Source organism: Paenibacillus sp. 01T422, assembly GCF_056398785.1.
Window position 1 is genome coordinate 1 of the sequence record NZ_JBFTQB010001693.1, and the last position, 408, is coordinate 408.

Below are 408 nucleotides of genomic sequence, written 5' to 3' on the forward strand. Positions count from 1 at the left end.
ATGTCCATGTAACTTCCGTGAATGGAGACTCCTATCTCTTTACCTTCACAGGTAGCGGTATCGAGCTCCTCTCGCCAACTGGGCCGGAGCTTGGGGACATCGACATTTATATCGATGGAGAGTTGAAGAAAACTATCAATGCCTATTCGACCATTCGGAGTGCTGGACAAAGTCTCTACCGTATATCTTCGCTTCCGAAAGGCGCTCATACTTTGAAAGCGGTCAAAAAATCAGGTAGCTACATGCTTGTAGATGCATTCAAATTTGATATAACTCCGAACATTGGCACACCTTCAGTCCCTCCATCTAGTGGCGGCGGCTATGGTGGTGGGTATGGCGGAGTAATTGCTAACACCAGCGCATTTAGTGTCGTACGTACGGCTCAAGCGGATGGAACAAGCAAAGAAG

1 pseudogene is annotated in these 408 nt (G+C 47.8%); it reads left to right on the forward strand.

Annotated features, from left to right (window positions below):
* Positions 1–408: pseudogene (locus AC1DUA_RS40810) on the forward strand (hypothetical protein); the annotation flags it as partial.